At 34.9% G+C, this 26,424-nt stretch carries 16 protein-coding genes and 1 tRNA gene; 12 read left to right on the plus strand and 5 right to left on the minus strand.

The window, feature by feature from the left end; genetic code table 11:
* Positions 1–17: 17 nt before the first annotated feature.
* From RBH94_RS11175 to RBH94_RS11220, 10 genes are all read left to right on the plus strand, one after another.
* A tRNA-Arg gene (locus tag RBH94_RS11175) sits at positions 18–91 on the plus strand.
* A 136-nt stretch (positions 92–227) separates the two neighbouring features.
* Positions 228–404, plus strand: a complete 177-nt coding sequence (locus RBH94_RS11180; RefSeq protein WP_188223766.1) for a histone H1 — start codon at positions 228–230, stop codon at positions 402–404.
* Between the two features lie 326 nt (positions 405–730).
* Positions 731–1,903, plus strand: coding sequence for a DUF4998 domain-containing protein (locus tag RBH94_RS11185; RefSeq protein ID WP_307880966.1), 1,173 nt, complete (start codon positions 731–733; stop codon positions 1,901–1,903).
* Between the two features lie 336 nt (positions 1,904–2,239).
* Entirely contained in the window at positions 2,240–4,474 is a 2,235-nt protein-coding gene (locus tag RBH94_RS11190; RefSeq protein ID WP_307880967.1) for a fasciclin domain-containing protein, read from the plus strand.
* A 1-nt stretch (position 4,475) separates the two neighbouring features.
* Entirely contained in the window at positions 4,476–7,754 is a 3,279-nt protein-coding gene (locus RBH94_RS11195; protein WP_188223769.1) for a SusC/RagA family TonB-linked outer membrane protein, read from the plus strand.
* A 12-nt stretch (positions 7,755–7,766) separates the two neighbouring features.
* A complete protein-coding gene (locus RBH94_RS11200) occupies positions 7,767–9,257 on the plus strand; it encodes a RagB/SusD family nutrient uptake outer membrane protein (protein ID WP_307880968.1) in 1,491 nt (496 codons plus the stop codon).
* Positions 9,258–9,268: 11 nt separating this feature from the next.
* Positions 9,269–10,948 (plus strand): fasciclin domain-containing protein, encoded by a 1,680-nt coding sequence (locus RBH94_RS11205; protein ID WP_307880969.1) that lies wholly within the window; start codon positions 9,269–9,271, stop codon positions 10,946–10,948.
* 35 nt (positions 10,949–10,983) lie between these two features.
* Positions 10,984–12,444: a fasciclin domain-containing protein gene (locus RBH94_RS11210; RefSeq protein ID WP_307880970.1), complete on the plus strand. Its 1,461-nt coding sequence runs from the start codon at positions 10,984–10,986 to the stop codon at positions 12,442–12,444.
* 20 nt (positions 12,445–12,464) lie between these two features.
* Positions 12,465–15,623 carry a SusC/RagA family TonB-linked outer membrane protein gene (locus tag RBH94_RS11215; RefSeq protein ID WP_307880971.1) on the plus strand — a complete coding sequence of 1,053 codons (3,159 nt, stop codon included), beginning with the start codon at positions 12,465–12,467 and terminating at the stop codon, positions 15,621–15,623.
* Between the two features lie 32 nt (positions 15,624–15,655).
* Positions 15,656–17,407: a RagB/SusD family nutrient uptake outer membrane protein gene (locus tag RBH94_RS11220; RefSeq protein WP_307880972.1), complete on the plus strand. Its 1,752-nt coding sequence runs from the start codon at positions 15,656–15,658 to the stop codon at positions 17,405–17,407.
* 73 nt (positions 17,408–17,480) lie between these two features.
* On the opposite strand, the gene RBH94_RS11225 is transcribed toward RBH94_RS11220, so the two are convergent.
* Positions 17,481–18,227: a GDSL-type esterase/lipase family protein gene (locus RBH94_RS11225; RefSeq protein WP_307880973.1), complete on the minus strand. Its 747-nt coding sequence runs from the start codon at positions 18,225–18,227 to the stop codon at positions 17,481–17,483.
* A 268-nt stretch (positions 18,228–18,495) separates the two neighbouring features.
* Here RBH94_RS11225 and RBH94_RS11230 point away from each other — a divergent pair, with 268 nt between their 5' ends.
* Positions 18,496–19,989 (plus strand): aspartyl protease family protein, encoded by a 1,494-nt coding sequence (locus RBH94_RS11230; protein WP_307880974.1) that lies wholly within the window; start codon positions 18,496–18,498, stop codon positions 19,987–19,989.
* 88 nt (positions 19,990–20,077) lie between these two features.
* Entirely contained in the window at positions 20,078–20,533 is a 456-nt protein-coding gene (locus RBH94_RS11235) for an RNA methyltransferase (RefSeq protein ID WP_188223777.1), read from the plus strand.
* 6 nt (positions 20,534–20,539) lie between these two features.
* On the opposite strand, the gene RBH94_RS11240 is transcribed toward RBH94_RS11235, so the two are convergent.
* The 4 genes from RBH94_RS11240 to RBH94_RS11255 all read right to left on the minus strand — a co-directional run bounded on the left by RBH94_RS11240 (position 20,540) and on the right by RBH94_RS11255 (position 26,342).
* Positions 20,540–21,718, minus strand: a complete 1,179-nt coding sequence (locus RBH94_RS11240; protein WP_307880975.1) for a class I SAM-dependent methyltransferase — start codon at positions 21,716–21,718, stop codon at positions 20,540–20,542.
* 6 nt (positions 21,719–21,724) lie between these two features.
* Positions 21,725–22,813 carry an AI-2E family transporter gene (locus RBH94_RS11245; RefSeq protein WP_307880976.1) on the minus strand — a complete coding sequence of 363 codons (1,089 nt, stop codon included), beginning with the start codon at positions 22,811–22,813 and terminating at the stop codon, positions 21,725–21,727.
* Between the two features lie 77 nt (positions 22,814–22,890).
* Positions 22,891–23,976, minus strand: a complete 1,086-nt coding sequence (locus tag RBH94_RS11250; RefSeq protein ID WP_307880977.1) for a glycoside hydrolase family protein — start codon at positions 23,974–23,976, stop codon at positions 22,891–22,893.
* 14 nt (positions 23,977–23,990) lie between these two features.
* Positions 23,991–26,342 (minus strand): glycoside hydrolase family 95 protein, encoded by a 2,352-nt coding sequence (locus tag RBH94_RS11255; protein ID WP_307880978.1) that lies wholly within the window; start codon positions 26,340–26,342, stop codon positions 23,991–23,993.
* Positions 26,343–26,424 lie beyond the last annotated feature (82 nt).

A 26,424-nucleotide genomic window follows, 5' to 3' on the forward strand; every position in this document is an offset into this window, starting at 1 on the left:
AAAGAAAATAGTAATTAGGTCGCGTAGCTCAGCTGGATAGAGCATCTGCCTTCTAAGCAGACGGTCACAGGTTCGAATCCTGTCGCGATCACTTAAAGCTTCACTAGAAATAGTGGAGCTTTTTTGTTTTTAGGATATAAATCAAATAGAATAAAAATGTAGTATTTATTAGTGATGTATTATCTTTTATTCTATTTTCGCTGACATTAATCAAAAACCTTGAAAACATGAAAGAACTTTTAGAACAAATCAATGAGCAATTTGAAGCTTTTGCTAAAGATTCTAATGCACAATTAGAAAGTGGAAATAAAGCTGCAGGAACAAGAGCTCGTAAAGCGACTTTAGAGATGACTAAATTAATGAAAGAATTTAGAAAAGTATCTTTAGAAGCTTCTAAGAAATAATTTTTTCAGAGTACTGATAGAGTGAATCCCTTTAATTTTTTTAAAGGGATTTTTTTATACCTACTTTCAACTATTAATTGTTTTTTTTGATTAAAACTTAAATTTGGGAGATTTCTTTTTCTACGGCGTAGTTGCACTAAATATCTTCAAAGTGTTACTTTTTTAATTATCTCAGGTTTCCATATAATGATATTCTTTTGGGAAAATTATCATAAAATTGGTGCAAATGTATTAAGTACAGGATACTACAGGATAGTATTTATAACTGTATAGAATACATTTATGCTTAATAAATCAACTATAACCAAATAACTAAACTAATTAAAATGAAATTTAAACTTAATTATGCAATAACACTACTCTTTTTATCCCTTACTTTGGGGATGTTGTCATGTGGTTCGGAAGAATACCCCGATATTAATAATTATGACGATTCTATAGGTGCATTAGAGTCTTTTGTTGTTAGACCTGGATTAAATATGGTTTTAATCGAAGGTGTAATCGATAACCCTAATATATCTGAAGTTGTGATTTACTGGAATGATCAGTCAGAGTCTGTGACCGTACCAGTTGTTGATGGAGCTATTTCTGTGCAAATAGATAATCTACAAGAGAAACTTTATATTTTCGAAGCTAAATCAGTTAATACTAAAGGAGAAAGTTCTGGTTTAATTTCGGCAGGGACCGAAGTTTATGGAGCTAGCTATGTTGAAGGTATAACAAACAGGACGTTATTGTCAAGTGACCTTAAGGATAGTTTTTTAAGTATAAATTTTGAATCTACCGATTTAACAACGGGTATATTAGGTACAGAATTAGTTTACACAAATAACGAAGATGTAGAAAAGGAACTTACAATCAATACAAGTAGTGATTTATTAAATATCTCGGATTTTAAAAGTGGTTCTACTTTAAAGCATCGTTCCTATTATTTATTTTCTCCTTTAAGCCTCGATACATTATATACAGATTACACAACACATAAACCTTTTGTTTTACCTGAGCTAGGTAATGCAGCTGTTCCGTTTATAGCAGAACAAGTAAGCGGACGCTGGGGAACTTTAGCAGCTCCATGGATTACTAACGATGCTGCCAAAAATCATGGAGGTCTTGGTGGCTGGGACGAGTGGAATGGTAATATTTTCAATTTAGAATCTGGTTGGGGGTCGCCTTATATTGTTGATGGAAAAATTTATCAGGTAATTGCTGCAGAACCGGCTAATTACAGGTTAACAATACAGGTGCTTAGTACCAATCATGATGCAAACCCTGATGGCGCATATTTCGTTATAACCAAAGGAAATATGGGCATACCTAATGTGGTTGATGTAGAATCAGCATCTGAGGTAATTGGCTATCAGAGAATAGGAACTCCAGGAACTTATACCGTAGATTTTGTGTTAGATGAGAGTTCTGAAATCTGTATCGGCGAAGTAGCTACCCAAAACGGAAATTTCTTTTGTAATATAACTTCATGGTCTTTAGGATTATCTGATTAGGTATCCTATTCCAATACGTTTGTTAAATTATAGAGTAATTCTAAATACGATTTTTTATATCAAATTATAAATAATTCACCTACAAAATCAGCGGTTAAGCAGGATAGTGCAGGATGGATTAACAAAATTTTAACTTTTAATTTGAATAATAAATGTAGCTAATACATTTAACAGTTTCAGGGTTATGCAATCGATAACCCTGAAACCAAAACAACAACTAAACTAAATTATTAACCAAAAACTAATTATCTATTTCCTAGAAGACATCCCTATTTTCTAAAATTCGGTATAACCGCCGCTTTTTATTTTTTAACAACCTAAATAAGTCAAACTATAATGAAGAGAATAATACGCTATTATTTGCTATTTTCACCACTTATCTTTTTTCTTACCAATTGTAGTAAGAAAGAAGTAGATGAGTATTACGCAAGACCTGATGATCTTGAACCTCCTATTTACCAGCAGTTAGAAGCTCAAGGTAATTTCCAAAATTTAACCAAACTTATTGAAATTGCCGGGTATAAGGATATTCTTGGAAAGGCAGGTTACTGGACTATGATGGCTCCTAATGATGCTGCTTTTGAAGATTATTTTCAAGAACAGGGCATTTCTGATGCGTCGAGCATAGATTCTTTAACCGCATCCAAAATTGTAAAGTATGCTCTTATATATAATGCCTTTCGTACTGAACGATTATCCGATTATCAATCTAATATTGGCTGGGAGGAAGATCTTGCCTTTAGACGAAGAACCGCCTATTATGATGGCTTTCAAGAAAAAGTTGTAGATGGTTCTCCTATGATTGTTGTTGGTTCTAACCGTAACAATGTTGAAGGAGGAGATCCTTATATTCCAGGCGATAATAACAATAAGTACATTACTTATTTTGTAGAAGAATATATGAACGCAACAACTTTAGGTAGTTACGATTATAATTTCTTTTTTCCGAATGCCACATACACAGGATTTAATGTGTTAGGAGGAGAAGTTGTTAATGCGGATATAGTTGCAGAAAACGGGATTATTCATGAAGTCAATAAGGTGTCTTTACCGCCTTTAAACATCGATCAAAAATTAGAGGAAAGTCCAAACTACAGTTTGTTTTATGACTTGTTAGAAGATAATTTAATAAACTATGTGTTTGACGAAGAAGCCACAACAACATATCAAAATTACACCAGAAGTTCAGATCAGGTGTATGTAAAGGTATATGATCCGGCTTTATCATTTTCTCCTAATAATGAGAACTTCTTAAAAGCAACAGATAATGACGGACAAAGTGATGCTTATACTTTAATTGTTCCGGAAAATGCTGCTTTACAGGTTTTTGTTGATGAAGTTTTATTGAAAAATTATGAAGCTTTAGATAAATTACCTAAATACATTTTTGAAGATTTCTTCAATGCTCACATGGTACAAGGAGCTGTTTGGCCTTCAAAAGTATCAGGTTACAGTAACGCTCTCGATGAGGATATTCGAATAGACATGGATACCGATGTTATAGAAGCCAAGTTACTTAGTAATGGATTCTTTTATGGCTCAAGTAAGATTCAGGAATCTAATTTATTCTACAGTGTCTATACCTCAGCTTATTTAGATCCAGGGTTTACATTAGCGACACGTTTATTTAATGATGGGTCTGGCTACCGCGAGATTGCGAGTAACATTTATAGCAACTATACACTGTTCTTACCTTCAGATGAAGTGTTAATGAATTTGGGTTATGATTACGATATTAATCGCTCTGAGTGGGTTTATGTATCTCCCGAAACAGGAAATGAGGTAAGAGGAAGTTTAGCTCGTGCCAGAATTGCAAGGGTCTTATACAATGGTATAGTGCCTACACCAAATATGGAACTTAATGATTTATCTGGTTCAGGAATTATTAGATCAGGAGATTTTGATCTGCCTGGAGAATACATTAAGTGGGAGAGCGGACAAGTATTCGCAGCAGGTAATGAGGTGTTAGATAATAAAGTGAATATTTTAGGGTATGAAGATCAGAGAAATGGCCGTACCTATTATATAGACAATGTTTTAGAATATAGTGAAGAGTTTCAAGGTGTCGATTTAGCGGCAATTGCTACCGAAACCGATTCTCAGTATGCCTTTTTCTTTGAGTTTCTAAAAAGCAGTGGACTTTACGATGAAGCTTCTGGTGCAATTGATGGCATAGAATTAGGAACACCTTTCACTTTTGTAATTCCTAGTAATAGTGCAATTAGACAAGCTGTTATAGACGGTGTTTTACCAGGAGATGCTGTAACTGGCGATCCAAACTTTGTACCTGCTAATGATACAGAAAGAGAAGGTATAGCGAACTTCGTGAAATATCACTTCTTGGCGACGCGCACGGCGTCAGATGATGGTTTAATCAATGGATTAACCGAAACACTACTTAAAACAGAGTTTGGAGAAAAAACATATGTAAATATCGTTTCAGCGCCTGGAGATTTAAGCTTTGTTGATGAAGGTAACCGAATCGCTAACTACATTCCGTTAGAAAGTAACCACTTGGCCGATCGTACACTTATTCACTTAGTAGATAATTATCTTTTATACACGGAATAAAATGAAATATAATATAACCAACTTACTTTATAGTTTTTCACTGGTATTGATTTTCTTTACATCATTCCAACTGTCTGCACAATCTTCAGAACAGGTGTTAAGAGGTCAAGTTATCGATGCTGGAACTAAAGAACCAATTTTAGGGGCAACTGTAATTGAGCAGGATGCCGAAAATAGAACCATAACGGGTGTTGTTACCGATTTCGACGGGAACTTCGCTATCCGTATAAAGAGTACAAATAATAAATTAGTAATATCAACCATTGGTTATACGACCCAGGTTTTAGAGGTTGGTAATAGACGAAATTTTGATATTCAACTGGTTGAAAAAGTTGAAGGTTTAGATGAAATCGTTATTACCGGCTCAAAAGGTTCCGACGACGGACTTTTAAACATAGCCGAGCGTAATTTAACAACCAGTGTGGTAACTGTTAAAGCTAGTGATATTGAAAATACTCAGGCCGCATCGATTGATGAAGCGCTTCAAGGGCGTGTTGCAGGGGTTGATATTACCGCAAACTCAGGAGATCCGGGTGCGGGAATGCAGATTCGTATTAGGGGTACATCTTCTATTAATGGGTCTTCCGATCCGTTAATTGTAGTTGATGGAATGCCTTATGAAACATCTATTCCTGAAGATTTTAACTTTGGAACGGCCGATCAGCAAGGCTATGCAGCACTGTTAAACGTGGCACCATCTGATATTGAAAGTATAACCATCTTGAAGGATGCAGCAGCAACCGCAATGTGGGGTGCTCGTGCAGCAGCAGGGGTTTTAATTATTAATACCAAACGTGGATCTGTAGGGTCTCCTAAAATAGGATACACGTTTACAGGGACTTATATGCAAATGCCGAATACCATTCCAATGTTAAACGGAGACCAGTATTCGCAGTTAATACCAGAAGCCTATATGAACCGTACGGGAACACCGCTTCCTACATCATTACCTGAGTTTCAATACGATCCGCAAGAGGTGTATTACTATAAAAATTATGGTAATAATACAGACTGGGTAGATGCCATTACGCAAACCGGACTTACGGGAGAACATAATATTTCTCTTCAAGGTGGTGGTGAACGTGCACGTTATTATTCTTCGGTGGGTTATTATAACTCAAGAGGGGTAACGAAAGGAACGGCTTATGAGCGTATTAACGGACGTTTAAATTTAGATTATGTCGTGTCAGATCGTATTCGCTTTAAAGCTGATATCTCTTATACACATTCAGATACCGATAGAAACTATGTAAATGGAACAAGTAATGGGGCTGACAGAATAAGAAGTGTAGCATACGTTAAAATGCCAAACATGAGTATTTACGAGTATGATGATGTAGGAGATATAACCCCTAACTATTTTTCACCAGCACAGAATATTCAGGGGCAATATTCAGGAACTTATAATCCTGTTGCCATGGCAGAGTTTGCTACAAATAATCAAATAGGAGAGCGTATTGTACCTCACTTTAATTTAAAAGTAGATTTAGTACCAGATCGTTTAATATCAACCTTCGATATTCAGTATGATTTTAACAGTACTAAAGCAAAATCGTTTTTACCTCAAAATGCAACAGGTAGACCATTTACAGAAACTGTTGTAAACCGTGCAGCAGATTCTGATGTAGACGTTACGAGTATAACCACTAAAACGAACTTTATTTATACACCGCAATTGGGTGAAAAACATAGTTTTCAATCTATTTTATCGTTACAATCAAATGATGTACGTGTTGAAACGCATGAAGCGTTAACATCAAACACAGCATCATCATTGTTAACAGACCCTTCGGTGCCATCAAGAACTCAGAATTCAGAATTAGTTTTAAACACTTATAACGGACAATCTAGAAACGTTGGAGCGTTAATTAATGCGCAATATGGATATGATGACCGTTATTTATTTAATGTTGGTTTACGTGCCGATGGTAACTCTAAATTTGGTCCGGACAATCGCTATGCTCTGTTTCCTTCGGTATCTACGCGTTGGAGAGTGTCTGCCGAGAAGTTTATGGAAAGTTTAGACTGGGTAGACGACTTTAGTGTGCGTGCCAGTTTAGGACAGTCGGGACGAGCACCAAGATCAGATTACCGTTATTTTAATATATATAGTAATTACCCAACGGAGTACTTAGGTCTTAATGGTATTTACCCGGCAAATATTCAGTTAAATAATTTACGTTGGGAAACACTTATAGGTAAAAACTTAGGATTTAATATTCAGTTATTTGATAAGCGTGTCATGATGGATATTGATATTTATAAAAATAGAACAAAAGATTTATTATTTAGAAATATTGATATTACAACGGTTTCAGGTTACTCAAATTTATCCGATCAAAACGTAGGTACTTTAGATAACCAGGGATGGGAAATAGGTTTAAATACGACGCCATTTAAAAATGATAAATGGACAGTAGATTTCAACTTTAATATTTCAAGAAACCAAAATGTTATTCGCGAAATTTCAGAATTCTATCCTAACGAAAGTGGAAATATTGATCGTAACGGAGAATATAAGCGTTTCTTACAGGTTGATAATCCATTTGGGTCGTTCTACGGATACAGATTTAAAGGAGTTTATCCAGACCTAGAATCTACAAAGGCTTTAGATGCTAATGGCAATGTTATAGTAGGGCCTAACGGACAAGAAGTGTATATGCGTTTTAATTATCCTAATATCGACTATACATTCCAACCGGGTGATGCAATTTATGAGGATATTAATAAAGATGGTAATATTGATAGTAGAGATATTGTTTACTTAGGTAATAGTAATCCTAAGTTTAGTGGAGGTTTTGGTCCGTCGTTCTCTTACAACAGACAATTTAAATTACAATTATTCTTTACCTACCGTTTAGATTACGATATTATAAACGGAACCGATATGATTACGACTAATATGTATGGTTTTGATAACCAGAGTAAAGCCGTGTTATCGCGTTGGAGAAATCCAGGAGATGTAACCGATATGCCTCGTGCAGTTTACAGAGGCGGTTATAACTGGTTAGGATCTAGCCGTTATGTAGAGGATGCCTCTTTCTTAAGGTTCAGATCGGCAACATTTAGTTATAATTTTGGTAAGAAGTTTTTGAAAAGTATAAAATTAGACGATTTGAACTTGTTTTTTACAGCTGATAACATCATGACTTTTACGAAGTATCGTGGTCAGGACCCAGAAGTAGGAAGAGGAGCTCCAGGTGTATTTGGAATATCAATAGACAATTCTCGAACACCACCAACCAGACGTTTCACTTTAGGATTAAGAACCAGATTTTAAAACTTATTCAACATGAGAAAAAAAATAATATATAGCCTAGTATTAATTGTTGTTTGTCTAACACAGGCCTGCGACAGTTATCTAGACTTGCAACCGGAAAACGGAACAACTCGTGACGAATTCTGGAAAACGAAAGAAGATGTTCAAGCCGCAGTTATAGGTATTTATTCCGGATTATTAAATACACCGGGATCAGGAACAACTATAGCAGAATACAGTTTTATGTATGGTGAACTTAGAGGAGGAATGGTTGGTGCTGGTGCTTTTTCCAGTGATGATCAAAGAGATATTATAACTTCTAATATTTTACCTGTAAATTCTGTTGCTTCGTGGGGGGCTTTTTATACGGTTATTAATTACTGTAACACGGTCATCGATTTGGCTCCAGATGTTTTAGCCTTAGACCCAACCTTTACCCAACAACAATTAGATCAGTATTTATCTGAAGCTTTAGCGATAAGAGCATATTTATATTTTACTTTGGCCAGAGCGTTTAGAGACGTGCCTTTAAAATTAGATGCAACCTTATCTGACGATGATAATTTCCAAATACCAACATCAACACAAGAGGTTATTTTTGCTCAGGTCGTTACAGACTTAAAAGCAGCTTTAAATTCAGCGGTTGAAGATTATGGAGATATTCCTTCAAACAAGGGGCGCATAACAAAAGATGCTATAAATGCGATGCTAGCCGATGTATATTTATGGCAGGAAGATTATACCAATGCCTTAATGGCCGCCGATGAGGTTGTGAATTCTTCGGCAGGTTACGAGTTGATACCAGGAGGTCCATCTTGGTTCACCACTGTATTTGCCAGAGGAAATTCTACAGAAAGTATTTTCGAATTTCAATATACACCAGAAAATCGAGGACCTTTTAATGAGATATTTTTAAACAGACCAGAGTATTTAGCCGATGCAAGTGTATTAGAAGATGTTTTCGGTTTAGATTTTGAAGACCCAGAAAATAAAGATGTTCGTGGAGAGCGCGCTTCATTAGTTCCGGGTACGAATGAAATCTACAAATTTACAGGTCTAAATGTAGATCAAAGAAAATCAAATCAGGAATCTGATACTCATTGGTTCGTGTATCGTTATGCAGATGTGTTATTAATGAAAGCTGAAGCACTTAACGAATTAGATAGAGGCGATGAGGCTCTAGAGATTGTAGATGAGATTCGTGAGTCTAGATTAGCAATTGAACTTACAGAAGAACAAGTAACAGGAGCCGATAAACATGGTGTACGTATGTATATTTTAGCCGAAAGAGCGAGAGAACTTGCCTTTGAAGGTAAACGATGGTTTGATGTATTGCGTAACGCCAGAAAGGATGATTATGCATACATAGACATTATCTTAAATGTAGCTATTGAATCTGCTCCAGCGAACCAACAGCAAAGTATTGTTGCAAAATTACAGGATCCTAACAGCCATTATTTACCAATTAATGAATATGAGCTGTATACTAACAAAGCCCTTGTGCAAAATCCGTTTTACAAATAAAAAATTGTGTCATGAAAAATATATTCAAATTACCCAGTGTGTTACGATTTGTGTGTTTGACTCTTATTGCTACGGTAGTTTTATATAACTGCTCGGAGGAAAAGTTTAAAGAGTCGACTGATGAGACCTTGAATATCACAGAGTTTTTAAGAGCCAATACAGAACAATATTCGTTGTTTCTTGAAATTTTAGATATTACCGATTATGCCTCGTTTATGAATACGTATGGAACATATACCTTGTTCCTGCCAACAAATGAAGCAGTTGAAGCTTACATGGCCGATTTAGGAGTCAGTACTCTGTCAAGTGTGCCTCTTGAAGATCTTCAAGAGCTTGCTAAGTTGCATATTTTAGAACAAAAAATTGTTACTACTTCGTTTACCGATGGAAAAATTGCCACACCTAGTATGCAGGGACAATTCCTTATTACTGGAGCTGTTAATAGTGCAGATGGATCGAGTATAACAGTAAATAAATCAGCAAAAATTATAACTTCAAATGTTGAAGTTGGAAACGGAATTATACATGAAATTGATGAGGTGTTAAGAGTTGCTACAAAAACTCTAGCAGAAACTATTGAAAGTGATCCTTCATTATCATTATTTACTGAAGCTTTAAAAGCTACTGGTTGGTATGAGGAGCTTGATCGCCCGATTACTTATGTAGATAGTGTGCCATCTTATTTAAGTGTTATAGCGCAAACCAATGCCGTTTTTGAAGAGGCGGGATACAATAACTTAGATGATTTAAAAGCGAGATATAGCCATTTAGATGATCCTATGAATCCAGAAGACAGTTTGAACTTGTTTATGGCTTATAGAATTTCTCCTGGTTTAAATTATCTAGCAGATTTAGCGGTTACGCCGGCATTATTAACTAAAGCACCTTTAGAAGTAATTAGTATTAAGTTGGCAGCAGATACGCTTTTAATCAACGAAGAAACGTTTAATGGTATACTTGAAAAAGGTGTTGAAATAGACAGAGAACCAAGTGATGAAACAGCATCTAATGGGGTGTTGCATTTAATTAAGGAGAATTATTTTATTAAAAAGCGTTTGCCTGCACCAGTATATTTCGATTTAGCAGATCAGCCTGAGTTCAGACAATTAAGTTCCGTGTTTAGAGTGCCCGGAATGTTTGCTGCACTTTCAGATGCTGAATTGGCTGATGTGACCTGGGAGGGTAGCCCGACTATTACATATGTATGTAATGATTTAGGTAGTTCAAGTAGACCGGGCTGGCATGGCGATTTTCTTGATATTTTACGTTTACGTGATGGCTTTATCAATAACATAGAATTTAACACACCAGTAATTATTAAAGGTCAGTATAAAGTGTGGATTTCGTGGCGTCAAAATTCCAGAGCACCTAACTCAGTTAGAGCCTATTTTAATGATACGCAATTAGCAAGAACCTTTAATATGCAGGAGTATGGAGATAGTAGTACACCAGAGCGTGTTTTAGAGTCGCAAGGGTATAAACGTCATATTTCTCCATTTTCATCAAGATATAACTGTAGATTATTAGGTGTTATTAATGTAGAAACGACAGGAAGACACAAATTCAGGTTACAGTCTTTAGCTTACGCTGGAGGTAACAGTTGGTTTGATGTTGTAGAGTTTAGACCGGTAGATATGGATCAGTTGTATCCTAAGTTCGAAGCCGGAGGAGACGGATTAATCTACGAATAAAAAGGCATAATATTAACTAAACTAATCCAATAAGGATGAAGATATCAATAAACAAATATTCTAAAGCCATATTAGCAAGTTTATCTCTTATGGCAGTCGTTTCATGTTCCGATCCATGGGACGACCATGCTGAGAGTTCTGACGATAATTTAAAGCAGAACTTAGGAGAGCGTCTTACCAGTATTTCTGAAACTTCAGAATTTGGTAAGTTGTTAACAGAAACAGGATACGATCGTGTACTTGCCAATACAAAGACATACACGGTTTGGGCGCCTACAAATGAAGCCATGGCGTCAGTACCAGCCAACGAATTGGTAAATTTAAACAGTAAAAAGCGATTTGTAAGTAACCATATAGCGCTTACCGCTTTTGGTTCGGTTTCAAATCAAGATACGGTAACTGTAAAAATGTTGTCTACTAAAAACCTTGAGTTTATAGGGGGCGAGGTTATGGATGGTGCTTCGGTAGTCACTGCAGATCAATATACTTCAAATGGAGTGTATCACATTGTAAGCGATGCATTGGTACCAAGATCTAATATCTGGGAGTACATTAAAAGTATGAATGGAAGTAATGCTATGAGTAGCTATTTACTATCGCTTAATGAATTTAATATTTATCAGTCTGATAGTACGGCTAAAGCTATGGCAGAGACCATGCCTGGTGTGTATTCCGATTCTTTAACGAATTCCTATTTAAAGAATGTTTATAATTTAAATAATGAAAATAATAAATACACTTTCTTTTTATTGGAAGATGATGCTTTCAATACCGAAGTTCAGAAGCTAGAGCCTTATTTAACAAAAAGTAATGCAGATTCAACTACAACCTATGCAAGTTATTTCACAACAAGGGATTTTGCGTTTCACAAGTCTATATCTCAGGAAAACCTACCGGATACATTAGTCTCAAGGTTTGGGGTAAAAGTACCAATTAATAAAGACAATATTATTCAACAAGTACCTTTAAGTAATGGTGTTTTATACATGGTAGGTGCTATGGATGTGCCTTTAGAGACGAGACTTCTAACGAAACAAATTGAAGGAGAGAACCCAAGTGGTTTTAGTCAAGGTGATAAGCGTGGAAACACCTATTACAGAGAAAAGGAAGATTTGTATGGAGTGATGTTTAATGACATTATGGTACAGAATCATGGAGAACCATTATTCTCTATCTATTACGGTGCGAGTAATTTATACAGTACGACTTATAAAGTGTATTGGAGAGCTATAAACGATATCCAATCTAACACATTTCAACAACGTTTACGTTTTGGAGGAATGTTTAATGAGTTGGGAGAAGTTGTAGACCCGATAGCAACGTTAGACTACACAGATGTTCCTCCAAATATTTATGATGAGATATACATTGGGGAGTTTACGCTGGAAGAGGCAGGAGATTTAGATTTGATTTCTTTAATCGCTGCCAATTCAGGAAGTAACGGAGTGAACACGTTAACCTTAGATTATATTAAACTAGTACCAGTTATTAAATAATGTCTTTTAAACCAACTATTATGCTCAAAATATTTAAACTAACCGGTCTACTTTGTATACTTCTATTTGGTGGGGCTATAGGAAATCTTTATGCGCAGGATTCAGGTTCTAATGCAGAAAGTACCCAAACCAATAAAGGTATCGAAATAAAAGGCCTTATTAAAAATGCAAAAACAGGGGAAGGAATTTCCGGAATCAATGTTGCTGTAAAAGATTTTTCTGCAGCTATTTCAGACGATGATGGTAATTTCTCAATTAAAGTTCCTCATTTAAATGCTTTATTAATGCTGAGTGCTGAAGGGTATCAAACAAAAGTGGTGCCTTTAAATAAAAGAGAAACAGGCTTGGAAATTAGTCTGTTTGAAGATAATTATTCTCAGTTTTACCAAAACGCAAATTTACCAGGAAGCGAAAAACGTCAATATTCAAATTCTAAAGCAGCCAATGTATTAGATTTTAATAAAGATCAATGGGGTAACCCGGTAAATCAATCTGTTGGAAACTTTTTGCAAGGTCGAATAGCAGGACTTAACAGTGTCGGGAAATCAGGTGTGCCTGGTGCAGGTGCTTATTTAACCTTAAGAGGTTTTAACTCACTTTATGCAACCAATAAACCACTTATTGTTGTTGATGGTATGGTCTATGATGATGAAGATTACGGTTCTGGAATTATTCAGTACAATAGTTCTTCTCCTTTAGCTTTAATTGATGTTAAAGATATTGAAGATGTTACCGTGCTAAAAGACGGGTCCTCAATATACGGGGTAAAGGGTGCTAATGGGGTGATTATCATTACAACAACCCGCCCAACTGAATTAAGTACTAAAATTGATTTTACCATGTATAGCGGTATGAACGAAGATCCAAAACAGTTACCCGTTATGCGTCCTTGGGAATTCAGACCTTATTTAACACAATTAATGGCGTCTCGAGGTGATAGTCAGGAACAAATCGCTAGTATGCCATGGGTAAACGATAATCCGCAAGGTTTTAATTATTACCCATATCACAATGTAACAAACTGGCAAGATCAGGTATTTAAAAGTAGTACCAATCAGAATTATTTCTTGAAAGTACGAGGTGGAGATGACATCGCTAAATACGGGCTTTCGGTAGGCTTTTTAAACAATCAAGGTGTTCTAGGGGAGTCGAATCTTAAACGCTATAGTACAAGGTTGAATGCAGCATTACGATTAACCGATAAGTTATCTGTTGATGCCAATCTATCGTTTATTTTTAACGAAGAAAATTTATATGATCAAGGGGCTGCGTATAAAACAAGTCCTTTGCATTTAGCCTTAACCAAATCACCATTTACAGCGGTTAATGTAATTGATGAACAAGGAGATGTGTCTCCAAACTTGGCCGATGTAGATATGTTTAATATAGGAAACCCTGTTTCGATATTAGAAAACGGATTTGGAATAAATAAGAATTATCGCTTTTTCGGAAACCTAAACTTCGATTATACTTTTAGTGATGCATTTAAAGCGAATTTAATTATAGGTTTAAATTATAATAAAGAGCGTGAGCGTTTCTTTATTCCAGATTTTGGTGTAGCTGATATTACATTACCAACAGCTATAGCTGGTAACCGAAGCGGTAGTGAAGTACAACGTTACTATTCTCTGTTTACCGACGCTTATTTGTCGTATACAAAAAGTATAGATTTTAAACACAATTTCGATGTACGTCTGGGATCGCGTACCCAGTCTAACGAATCTGAAAGTGATTTAGGATTAGGGTATAATTCAGCAACCGATGATTTTACAACAGTAGGGTCTGGAAGTAACTTGTTAAGGTATGTTGGAGGTCAGTTAGGAGACTGGAAATGGGTAAATAACTATTTAAGTTTAGATTATAATTATGTAAATAAATACTTTGTTACACTTAATACCGCTTACGATGGTTCAAGTCGTTTTGGTGAAACGGTAAATTTTGCACCCATGGGATCTGTTTCGGCAGGTTGGTTAATTTCATCAGAAAGCTTTTTAAAGGATTCAAACTTCATTAATCTTTTAAAATTAAGAGCTTCAGTAGGAGTTAGTGGTAATGACGATATTGGAAACTATACAGCCCAACAGTTATATGTATCTCAAAACCTTTTGGGAATGCAAGGCTTGGTTAGAGGAAACATTGGAAATCCAAATCTTAAACATGAAAAGGTAACAAAATTTGATTTAGGATTAGATGTGGCTTTATTTAATGAACGCCTTAACGCAACTTTTGATGTGTATTCTAATAAAACCACAGATATGATAATCTATGAGTCAACAAATACGACTTCTGGTTTTGATTATATGGCTACCAATAGTGGTAGTATGCGAACTCAAGGTTTCGATTTAGGACTTAATAGTCGCCTTATAAATACACCCGATGTTCAGTTCGATTTAGGAGTGAACTTAAGTGCCTACGAGAACGAAGTTTTAAACATTCCAAACGATCGTATCATAACTAATTTTGGAGGAGCAACTTATGTTACGCATGAAGGTCTTGATGCGAATTTATTCTATGGTTATCAAGCGAATGGTGTTTACAGTACCACGGCGCAAGCCAATGCAGACGGTTTATCACGTCGTTTATCTAATGGAACATTAGTGCCTTTTGGAGGTGGAGATGTTATTTTCGAGGATCTTAATGGAGATAAAATTATAGATGAAAAAGACCGTAAAATTATTGGTAACCCAAATCCAGATTTAACAGGTAGCGTAAGTGCTAACTTAACATTTAAAAAATTCACTATTTCAGGATTATTTAATTTCTCTGTAGGGAACGATATTTACAATGGAGTGCGCAGAAGTTTAGAGTCTATGAGTAGTTTCGATAACCAGAGTATTGCAATTAACAATCGCTGGATTGCTGAGGGACAGGAAACGTCAATTCCAAAAGCAACTTGGGGAGACCCAATGGGGAATGCGTCTTTTTCTAGTCGTTGGATAGAAGATGGCTCTTATTTAAGATTAAAAACCTTAATGGTGTCTTACGATGTAGCTATAGAGTCTAACTTGGTGAAGTACTTAAAATTATATGCAAGTGGAAACAATTTGTTTACAATAACCGATTATTTAGGGTACGATCCGGAGTTTAGTGCAACTTCTTCAATTTTCGGACAAGGAGCAGATATCGGGCTTATTCCACAATTCACGACTGTTCAACTAGGGTTACGCTTAGGATTGTAATGAAACTAATTTTAGAGAAAAACATGAAGACAATGATAAAAATAACTAGAAATAAAATCACATTAGGAGCTTTAGCAGCTCTCTTGAGCCTAACTTCTTGTCAAGATTATCTAGATATAGAACCTAAAGATAAATTAAACAGTGATCAGGTATATCGTGATGTTTTCGATGCCGATGCTGCCGTGGTTGGGATATATGGTAAATTTATGGGCTTAGCTAAAAAGCACATTATATTAAATGAGCTGAGAGCCGATTTAATGAGCCCTACCGATAATGCCGATATGTATCTGCAGCAAATTAATGAGCATTCGGTAACTGAAGATAATCCTTATGCAAACCCAAAAGACTTTTACGAAGTCATTAATAATTGTAATGATGCGTTAAAAAACTTCATCATTATGAACCAGGAAAATAAGATGGATGAAAGCGAGTTTAATGAGCGCTATTCAGATATTGGAACCCTTCGTAGTTGGTTGTATTTGCAATTAGGAATGCATTATGGTGAAGTGCCATATATTACAGAGCCTATAACCAATATAGATGATGTTAAAAACGAAAATTTATATCCAAGATTGCAGTTAACAGAGCTTATTAATGAACTGGTAGACTTTACAGAATCTTTACCATATACAAGCCCATACAATGCAAATAGTACTTTAGTAATTGATGTTGATGGTTATAATACGGCAAAATTCTTCATTAATAAAGAGTGTTTATTAGGCGATTTAAATTTGTGGGCAAATAATTATACCGCAGCGGCTTCCCATTACAAAACAGTAATGGAAACCGCTAGCAACAGTGGTAGCGATTCTGAACGTTATGACGTATATCGTATAAAATGGGCGGAAATTGCCAGTAATAACGATTTAGCTGTTGGGTATATCAGATATAGAGAGCAAGATGCGCAGGCCCTAGTAAATAATAATACACAAGGTTGGCGTTCCATGTTCGCTAGAGAAAAAGACGTTTTATGGAATACAGAATGGATTTGGTCTATGCCTTTCGATAGTAATTTTGCACCTCAAAATCCGTTTGTAGATTTATTTTCAAATCAAGGAGGAGAATATTTAGTGAAACCTTCAGAAAGTGCAATGGAGCTATGGGATGGTGAAGTACAAAGAAATGGGTTCCCTTATGATGCACGTGGACAGAAATTCTCTTATAACATGATAAATGGTCAGCCCGTAATTATGAAGTATTTGTTTAAATATATTAATACAGATACGCAATTACCGTTTGATGTATTTCAAACTGGAGGGGATTGGTTTTTATATAGAGCAGCAACATTACATTTAAGATATTCTGAAGCCGCCAACAGAGACAATCAACATAAAATAGCTGATGCCTTATTGAATTTTGGAATTCAGAGTGCTTATACCGTTGATGGGGTAACCGATGTTACAGATATAGAGCAAACACATCAACCGTTTCCATACGATTTTGATGCAAGACAAGGAGATTTTCCTTTTTACAGGGGAGATTGGTATCGTAACTCAGGTTTAAGAGGAAGAGCTTATGTTGAGCGTGCTGAGGTTATGGGAGATAGTTTAATATCTATCGAAAATAATTTAATAAAAGAAAGTGCTCTTGAATTAGCCTTTGAAGGAAATCGTTGGGGAGATCTTGTTCGTGTGGCATTGCGTCGTAATGATCCGGGCTTTTTAGCAGATAAGGTGTATAATAAGTTATACAAAGATGGTAATCCTAGGGCAGGCGAAGTGCGCAGTAAACTTATGAGTTCAAACAATTGGTATTTACCATTTGTATGGAAAGAAGATGAATAAAATTAAGAATTAGTCAAAGTTTATTCTTTAAAAACTCTAAGACATAGATAGTCTTAGAGTTTTTTTATAAATACTATTTTAAACTGTTAATTAAAGGGTGTTCAAAAGAAGACCATTTTGTGTAACCTTTCTCATTTAGGTGAACTCCATCTTTAGTTAATTCTTTAATTAAACTGCCGTTAGGGTCCGTAAATTCAGCAAACAAATCTATAACCTTGTAATAGCCTTTCTTTTCGTACTCTGTAATATACTTATTGGTTGCAATAATATCCGTTTTTAAATAATCGCGTCGGGTTGGTAAAATGGTACGAACGTAAATTAGGGTTTGAGGAGATTTTCTATTGATTTTTTTAGCTATCCTTAAAATGTTTTTAGCAATGTATTTTGAAGAGGGGACAAGCTTAATGTATTTAAATCTTTTATCGGTGTCTTCATAATGAAGACTTGACAAATCGTTTATTCCAATAAGAATAAAAACCGCCTTAGGTTTAAAATAAGTGATTTCATCTAAGCGTTTTAAAACACCATCAGTAACATCGCCGGCAATTCCGCGATTACTAATATTAAGGGTATTAAATTTTTCATTCCAATCTCTACCTTGTTCCGTTATACTGTTTCCAATAAAAACAATGTCTCCAAACTTTAAAGGTGTATTTTTGAAATGTGTAATACGCGCTTTATAGTGTTTTTGTGTCCAGTTGTTATGATATTTTGAAGTAATCTCTTTTGAAGGGTAAAGTTTTGAAATCTCTGAAGATTGTGCTAAGGTCTGAAAAATAAAGACGATCGATAAAAACGGAGTTAATATTTGTTTATTCATTTTTTTGGTAACAGGGTATATCATAAAATTATCATAAAATTAAAAATAGGTATAAGGGTATTTAAATTTACGACCGTAATATATAAAAATCAATAAGCCAATATTTTTTATGAGAGAGGAAAATTGAGGCAATTGGTTTTTAGGCTTCTCACTGAACTATATTTTTTCATAATATATAAAATTTGAATTAGTCACTCAAGAAAAGTGTAGAAGTAAAAAGGGTTACCCTGGTTGTAACCCTTTTATATTTAATCAATAAACTAAATTTATGAAGATTTCCGTATTTATCTTATCATTTCTAATGACGCTTAATAGCTTTTCACAAGGCACAGAACAGGAGTTTAAAACACTTAACACCTATAAAGCATGTTTACTTAAGGGAGACAAATCATTGATTGGAGATTTTGTTTCGAAAGATTTTAGATTAGGGGTATATCAGGCTCCAATGGCAACAAAATTTTTTGTAGATGTCATTGAAAAAGTAAATAAACCCAGCACAATGTATTGGGATGCCGTAACTGAAGAAAACGGAAAACGTTTTTGTACCGTGCATTATGTTTTTGGGGAGAAAGAGATTGTTTCTAATGTCGTTTTTTCAAGGAATGGAAAATTATTATACTCAGATTATTTAGATCAAAAAGGATTTGGATTTAATCGATATGGAGAATCAAAAAAAATAGCAACTTTCCCTTTCATTTATGACCGAGGTGCAATAATTATAAAAGCTAAATTAAACGATTCAGATCGAGTGTTAAATATGTTATTTGATACCGGAGCTGATGGAATGGCATTAACAGATAATTTAAAAGATGAAATAGGAATTAAAATAACAGAAGAACGTAATGTTTTTGTTCCAGGAGGTGAAATGAAAGTTAATTTTTCTTCAGGAAATACTTTAAAATTGGATGGTTTTGTATTAAAAAATCAAAATTTAGTTCTCTTTCCAAAAATAAGACCTGGGATAGATGGCATTCTTGGTGGTTCAAACTTTTTTAGAAGTTATATTACGGAAGTGAATTTCGAGCGCCATGAAATTATTTTGTATTCCTTTGGAGAGAACAGCTTTTTTAAAGATTATAACTCGACAGAATTTCGATATTCCGAAGGGATTCCAACTATTCCCATTACTATCAATTCAGGAGGAAATACTTTTGAATCAGAATTTATTTTAGATGCAGGGGCAGGCTATCAGGCTATTATGTTTGGTTCTGGAACAAAATTAGAGGACGAAAGTTTGCTAATCAAGAGTATGAAACCTCTATATAATACAGTAAATAAGAGTGTCGGGCATCAATCTCCAGTACAAGTAGGGCTTACGGATAGCATTTCTTTCGCCGGACTAACATTTAGTAAAGCGAGTTTGGCAGTAGAATCGTATGAAGAAGGCAGGCATAAAGGCCATAATGTATTAGGGTCTATTGGTATTCAGTTTTTGCGCCGATTTAATTGGGTTATCGACTTGAATACTTATAATTTATACACCAAAATGAACCCAGAAACTATGTTGCCCTTAGATTTCGTGATAGACAATTACATAGTTGGTTATATAAACAATGTATTGGCTGTAAAACGAAACTTAACTACCGAACAAGGTACAGATGCCGGTGAGGAAGATCCGTTGAAAATATGGGACCGCATTATAAGTATTGAAGGTATTTCTGCAAAGGAGTTAGATGATCAAAAGATTTCTAAGTTACAACAACAGGACAGTTTAAAGTTACAAGTATTGAGAAAAGGAAAACCTGTAGAAGTAATCCTTTAAAAAAAGCATAGGTTTTGAAAATTTAAAAGCAGCTTTGAATTTAATTTTAAGGCCGCTTTTTCTTTTAAATGTTTGTTACTTTTGCGGTATGGATAATTTTACAAACGAGTTTTTTGGAATAGGAATTCAGAACGGAAAAACTCCGGAAAACTTAGGGGTGTTATGGCGTTCAGCTCAAAATTTAGGAGCTAGTTTTATTTTTACAATCGGTAATCGATATGCTAAGCAGGCTTGTGATACGCACAATGCAGTAAAGGCGATGCCTTATTTTCATTATGAAACCTTTGACGATTTTTTTAATAACTTACCTAAAGGTGCGAGATTAGTAGGGGTGGAGCTTACCGATCAAGCTGTGCCATTGGAAACCTTTCATCACCCGAGACGTTGTGTGTATTTATTAGGAGCCGAAGATCACGGATTGTCTAAACAAGCCATTGAAAAATCTCATTTTTTAGTAAAATTTAAATCGGAATTAAGTTTAAATGTATCTGTCGCCGGAAGTATCGTAATGTATGATAGAGGTATTGATAAACCGAGATCTTGATCGGAGTTATAATTTACTGGTTACTAAAATAATTTTAGTGTCATTTAAATCTGTGGTGAAAAAAAGGTAGATGTTTCCCCCATCCTTAATTTTGAACTTTTTTCTAAGTTGTTCAACTGTTTCAGGGAAATTTCGAGTGGTGATGTTGGCTTTTGTTATCCCAAGTTTTTTAAGTTCTTTTTTGTTATAGGCGATAGTTGATTCAATTTTAAAACCTCTTCCGGGGAAATCTATAGCTTTATCACTTGTGTATAAATGAGAGTGTTTATGCAATTTATCAACTTTCAATTGGTTACTAATTGAATGAAAACCACCAGCCTTTAAAACGGCACTGTTTGGTTCGTATAAATAGGAGAGGGGGACGCTATAATTGGAATCTAAAGTTTTTTCTACTTCAAAAGAGAAATTAAATACTTCCTTTTGGTCATTTTTAAGATTAACCGTATCAATGGAAATATCTCCTGTAAAACCCGCCTCCAAAACCCAAAGGAGTTCTTTAACCTCGTTGTTTAAGGCTACAACATGAATGCTTTTAACAAACTTCAATTCATCGATGCCAATTGAGAAATCGAGTAATGGCGATGTTTTTATTAATATGTTTTTTGACCGTTTAAATAAAAGGTCTAAATGTTCTGGAACGTTAGGCAGGCAATCCTTTAAGAAGAATACTTTACCCTTGCTATCATGGCGTCTTGACGGGTCGATATATATCCAGTCGTAGGTTTTATTATTGTTTTCGAGCATCTGCATACCGTCAGCAGCATGGTTATGAACATTATTTACTCTTAGTTTTTTGTAGTTATGTTCAACTATTTCAGAAAGCGATTTGTTAATTTCACAATGTTCAACACTTTTAAACACTTTTGAGAAATAGAAACAGTCTACCCCAAAACCACCGGTTAAATCAATTATAGACTCGCCTGAAATTAAACTTGTTTTGTATTCAGCAGTAATTTCAGATGATGTTTGTTCTATGTTTAATTTATTTGGGTAATAAATGTTTTTGGTATTAAACCAAGACGGTAATTTTTTTTCACAGCGTTTTTTTGCTTCTATTTGTTCCACAAAATCTTTGATGTCAATAGAAGGAAACGGCGAACCTTTAAAAATTAACGCAGTGATATCAGAATTTAAATGGGTATTAATAAATTCTTGGACTTCACTATTTAGAATTTCAGTATTCAATTGGGATTATAAATCTTTAGTGAGCTTTTTTACGATGCTATTTTCAGATAAAAACTCTTTTAAAACAACTTTCATTGCGGTATACGCAGGAATGGCCAAAATTAACCCAATTACCCCAAATAAAATACCGGTAATTAAAATTACAAGGAAAATTTCCAATGGATGTGATTTTACACTTTTTGAAAATATAAAAGGCTGACTGAAAAAATTATCAACCAATTGACCTATTAAAAATACGATAAACACCCAGAATGTTTTGGGTAATATAATCTGGCTGAAATTTTCTCCTAAGTGACTGGTCATGGTTAATGTTAGCATTAAAACCATACTTATTAATGGTCCAACATAAGGAATTAGGTTTAGTAAAGCGCATAAAAAAGCGATGACAATTGGGTTTTCTATACCAACGATTAGTAATCCTGTGGTGTAGATTACAAACAAAATAGATATTTGCAGAATTAAACCAACGAAATATCTGGATAGTAAATCCTTAATTTTTGTTGAAGAGTTTTTCCACTGTGTTTCTTTATTGTCTGGGATAAATATTAAGATGCCATGCTCGAACAATTTACTGTCTTTTAAAAAGAAAAAGGAAATAAATAAAACAGAAAACAATCCAACACTAAAACTACCTAATCCGCTAATTACTGTATTTAAAAAGGAAGGAATTAAGGATAAATCAAGCTTGGATAGTAGTTTAGTTTCTTCAAGAGATTGACGCACATCAATCTTTCTTAAGTCGAAATAATTAATAATTTCGCTATATAAATTATTAATATTGGTTTGTAACTGATTGATGTTAAGCAAAGATAATTTATGCCCTTGTTCAATTATTAAAGGGATGAACATGGTTACAAGCCCAATAACGGTACCTAATAAAAATACTATGGTAAACACCACAGCTAAGGTACTTTTAAATTTTAACCGATTCGTTAAAAACATCACGATAGGTCTCCCAATTAAGGAAATAACCGAGGCAATAATGAGATAGCTAATTACCGATTGAATTTTATAAAGAAAGAAGAGGAGTAACGCCACACCTAATAAAATGGCAATAGCTCTTAAAATACCGTTAGCAATGATTCTTGAATTCATTTAGTAAATATAATTAAAAACTAAATACAAGGATTAAATGTGAATTGTCGCTATCATATTTGTTTTTAGATACATAATTAATTTTTAGATTTTAAAACATAGCTTACAGGTGCGTCACCTCCATAGATATTAGTACCTGATGCAACATATAAATATTTAGGCTTATTGTTAAATGTTAAAATCTGCGGCCGTTCAAATTTTGCGTAAGATTTGTTCTTAGGACCATAATGCACTTTAACGTCTTTCATATTTATAGGAGTATAATCGTTTATACGATGGAACCCTTTTTCATTTGTATCAAAGTGAATACCATCATTCGATGTCCAGAGAATACCTCCTCCTTCTTCTATTATGCCATGATTATCCGTTGTTAATAGGGCAAATTTATTATTAAACATAAATGCGTAACCATCTTCAATATTTCTGTCGTTTACAGTTACAGGGAAAGGCATTTGCACATATGGCCCCTCCAGATGTTCGGCTACAGCTAAGCCCATTCTTGCTTTTTCCGATTTATAATACAGGAAAAATCCACCTTTAGGATGTTGTAATAGAGTAGGATTGTTAACCCCATTACTGGCATTATAGTTCCAGTAGTCTTCGTTTTTTGAAGGTCGTAAAAGAGCTCCGTCCGTATTAACAGGTTTCCATGGGCCGTTTAAGCTTTTTGAAGTTGATAGACAAATATATTGGTTTGATGGGTGTTCTTTTATTCCATTGTTAACAATATAAAGTAATGCATAGACATCACCTATTTTCTTAATGGTAGGATTGTGAGGGGCAAAAATGTTTTTGTTAAATTGAGAATTAGTTGATGTTAATTCGTCTTCTATTTCGCCTTTAACGGCAATGTCAACAAATTTAAATGGACCTTCGGGTGAGTCTCCAATATAGTGTGCAATTTCACTATGTGTTCTCCAACCAGGTTCAACAGTATTTCCTGGCCATCTGGCCACAAACAGGTGGGTTTTACCGTCCTCGTCAATAATAGGAGAAGTTCCCCAGATGGTATACCCGGGCTCCTCTACAGCAATACCAATAAATTCCCATTGGTCGGCAAATGACTTTAATTTAAGTTGGGCATTAGATATATTGGTTAAAAGCAGAAGTAAAATAGTTTTTAGGATATTAGTTTTATTTAAATTCAAGACAGTTATTTTCATTTAATTAAAAATTTTTAAAATACAGGAACAAAGGTTTCTCCTTTTTTAAGTCGAAGGTTTTGTACTTTATCCTGATAAATTAATTTGAATTGATGGTCGTATCTAGATGTTATCGTTAACTTTTCTAATTGGTTATTACGCCAAACAATATCAAAAGTTAACCCACCTCGTCCTTTTAAGCCTTTAACCGATCCATCTTTCCAGGCTTTTGGTAAGGCTGGTAAAATACGAATAACGTTATCTTCATGCGACTGTAATAACATTTCGGCAACGCCTGCTGTATAACCAAAATTACCATCAATTTGAAAGGGTGGATGTAAATCGAAAAGGTTTTTACCTATAGATTTTTTAAACAGTAGTTGGATGTGTTCATGAGCCATTTCAGAATCAAGAAGTCTGGCGCTACAATTTATTAACCAGGCTCGACTCCATCCTGGACCTGCACCTCCGTTTTGTAATCTGTAATCTAGAGTTTTTTTAACAGCATCAAAAAGCTCTGGATAGCTCTCTTTTGTAACACTGTTTCCTGGGTGAAATCCGTATAAGTGAGACATATGTCTGTGTCCCGGTTCTGGTTCTTCATAAGTCCGGTCCCATTCCAAAATTCTTCCGTCATCTCCTAAAACAAATCCAGGGCGCAATTGAATTTTCTGCTGTTTTATTTTTTCAACAAAATCATTTTGAATATTTAAAATAGCGCAGGTTTTTAAGTAATTTTCAAAAACTTCATGAATGACTTGTTGGTCCATAGCGCTACCCAGGCAAGTGGCTACTTTATTTCCTTTTTCATTAATGAATCGGTTTTCAGGTGAAGTGGAGGGCGCTGAAATTAAAGAACCATCTCGAGGATCTTCAATAAGCCAATCACTATAGAATTTTGTAATCTCATTAAGAGCAGGGTATACACGCTTTTGTAAGAAGTTTTTATCTTTTGTAAATCTATAATGTTGCCAGTAATGTTGCATGAGCCAGCCTCCAGCTCCCATGGAACACCCCCAAAATGCGGTAGGAGCGCGTAACCAGGTTGGCCCCCATAAGTCGGTGGCATGTGGGATAAATGCCCCTGAACAACCAAAGTTTTTACTGGCTGTAGTTTTTCCATTTTCAACCAGCATATCGACATAGTCAAAAAACGGATTGTTAAGTTCTCCAAGTCCGGTCATATCGGCTAACCAATAATTCATTTGTAAATTAATGTTAGCGTGATAATCGGCATTCCAGGGAGCTTTAATATGTTGATTCCATAAGCCTTGTAAATTAGCAGGATTCGAGCCTTCTCTTGAGGATGATATTAATAAGTAACGTCCGTAATTAAATAATAAAGTTTCTAACCCCGTGTCAATAGCTCCATTCTTAATTGCTTCTATTCTTTGGTCTGTTGGAATATTGCTATAATCATTGTCGTTATTTAATTGAAGTTTCACTCTTGAATAAAACTCCTGGTAATCTTCTATATGAGGTTTTCTAAGCTCTTCAAAAGATTTAGAGCCAATAGCTTTTAAGTTCTTTCGATTTTGTTTTTTGTAGTCATCAAAATAGTATGATGTGTTATTAACTATATAAATAGTTGCTTTTTTTACGTTTTTCAGTTCTAAATAATCGCTAGTAGTTAAAACACTTCCAGACCCATTAATCACTTTTAAAGCAGTTTCAAATTTTACCCCGTGAGTAATTGGTTTAGGTTGTGAATTAAACTTGCCTTCACGTTGCGTCACTTCCCCTTGCATAAGAAGAAGTCCGTCTTTTGTCGTGAATGACTTTGCTGTTTCTAAACCAGCATCTTTAGGACGACTTAGTTTTAGTTTAGCGGTAATCCCTTTTGGGTTTTCAGTTTTTAATTCAATAACAATCGCTTTATGCGGATGGGATACCAGAATGTTTTCGGTAAATACATAGCCATTAGATTTGAAAGAAACCTGTGAGGTGGCATTTTCAAGATTCAGTTCACGACGATAATCGGTGATGTTATCATGTTTGAAATCGATAAATAAATCGCCTAATGTTTGGTGAGACCTTACAATGGTTTTATTTGAAAATTTAGCAACAAACAAACTGTCGGCAGCTTCGTTATTTCCTTTAAATAATAATTCTCTAATATGTTCAAGGTCTTCTTTGTTACCTTCTGGTTCTATCCAATCTGGATCATTGCCAGGCCACATAGAATCATCATTTAACTGAATCCGTTCATTGGTGGTATTCCCGAAAACCATAACCCCAATTTTACCGTTACCTAGTGGGAGCGCTTCGTTCCAGTTACTGGCAGGTTGATCATACCAGAGTAGGTGTTCTTGTCCATTACAGAATGAAGCAAATAAAAGTGTTAAAAGATAGATTAACTTGAGGTTCGTTTTTAATGGGAAATTCATTTCTAGATCGTTAGTTTTTATTTACAAAGAAGCTAAAAATAAATAAAAAAGAGGGGAATATATTCTTCTTTGAGGTGTACTT

This window comes from Aestuariibaculum sp. YM273, assembly GCF_030908365.1.
In the GTDB taxonomy this organism is placed as follows: Bacteria; Bacteroidota; Bacteroidia; order Flavobacteriales; family Flavobacteriaceae; genus Aestuariibaculum; species Aestuariibaculum marinum.